Origin of the sequence: Aeromonas finlandensis, assembly GCF_000764645.1 — a bacterium.
In the GTDB taxonomy this organism is placed as follows: Bacteria; Pseudomonadota; Gammaproteobacteria; order Enterobacterales; family Aeromonadaceae; genus Aeromonas; species Aeromonas finlandensis.
Window position 1 is genome coordinate 1 of record NZ_JRGK01000341.1, and the last position, 1,447, is coordinate 1,447.

At 58.5% G+C, this 1,447-nt stretch carries 1 protein-coding gene; it reads right to left on the reverse strand.

Annotation, left to right across the window (positions count from 1 at the left end):
* The coding region (locus LD28_RS0120525) for a chemotaxis protein CheA (RefSeq protein WP_241462328.1) at window positions 1-1,430 on the reverse strand (1,430 nt) is incomplete at its 3' end.
* Window positions 1,431-1,447: the final 17 nt, after the last annotated feature.

Consider the following 1,447-nt stretch of genomic DNA (forward strand, 5'->3'; position numbering starts at 1 on the left):
GATTTGAACAGCTCGCCCAGCGGTTTGATCACCGCCTGTACCTCGCCGATCAGCCGATCCACCACGATGCCCGCCCGGTTATCGGCATAATCGACCATCACGACAAAGGCAGGTTCGCAAGCGGGAGGGAGGGCAAACAGCTCGCGCAACACGATGAAGGGCACCCACTCACCGCGAATATTTATTTGGCGTGACGGGGTATCGAGCGCCTCCGGCGGCAGGTCGATGCACTCGATCATCATGTCGAGGGGGATCACCAGTGAGGAGTGATCCACCTCGATGCGAAAACCGTCGATGATGGCCAGTGTCAACGGCAATCTCAGACGGAAGGTGGTTCCCACCCCCAAACGGCTCTCGATGGTGGCTTCCCCACGCAGCGACTCCAGATTGCGTTTGACTACATCCAGCCCGACCCCACGGCCTGAGAGGTCGCTGACATCGGCGGCCGTGGAGAAGCCTGGCTGAAACAGAAACTGGAATATCTCCTGCTCCCCCAATACTTTGCCCTCTTGCGTCATGCCGAGCGCCAGTGCCTTGGCCTGGATCTTCTCCCGATCAATCCCACGGCCATCGTCACTTACTTCAACGACCACAGCACCTGCGTCGTGGTAGGCATTGAGGGTGATCACGCCGACAGCAGATTTACCCGCCTGCAGGCGCTGCTGTTCATCCTCGATACCATGATCAACGGCATTGCGTACCAGATGCATCAGGGGGTCGGTCAACTTCTCGACCATGGATTTGTCGATATCGGTATCGGCGTTATTGATGTGCAGGCTGATGTTTTTCCCGGTCTGTTGGGACAGCTCATGGACCAGGCGGGGAAAGCGATTGAAGATCTCGTTGATCGGCACCATCCGCAGGGTGAGGGCATCATCACGGATCCCTTCGACCAGGGTGTTGACGGTGGCGACCGACTCGACAAGCTCGGCATCCCCCCGCAGTTTTGCCTGCAAGGTGGTGGCCGAGGTGGCGATCACCAGTTCGCCAACCCGATTGATCAGCCGATCCAGCTTGGCCGCCTCAATGCGGATGTAGTGCCCTTCGGCCCGCAGTGGTGCTGCTTTGACCTGATGTGGGGTGGGATTTTCGGCTTCGCTCTCTGGCTTGGCGGGGAGGGGCTGATCACGCTGATCAAATGAGGCTATAGGCGCAGTGTCGTATGCCCCGCGTTCGATGGCATCCGCTTCTGTCCGGGTCAGGACATTGGCCGCTTCCCAGCGAGCCAGTTGCGTTGCCAGCGGCTCATTGCGCCATTGGGCCAGCCGCGCGCCCTGTTTGGCAAATTCAGCCAGATCCTGATGAGGAGTGAACAGGCAGATAATGCTGGCGTGAGCGACAAAATCGAAGGTGCTTTGAATGCGCTCTGGGGATTGCGCGCTGCGCAGCGTAATTTCGTAACCAAGAAAACACTCTGTTGGATCAAACAATTGCAGCGGTGGCCACT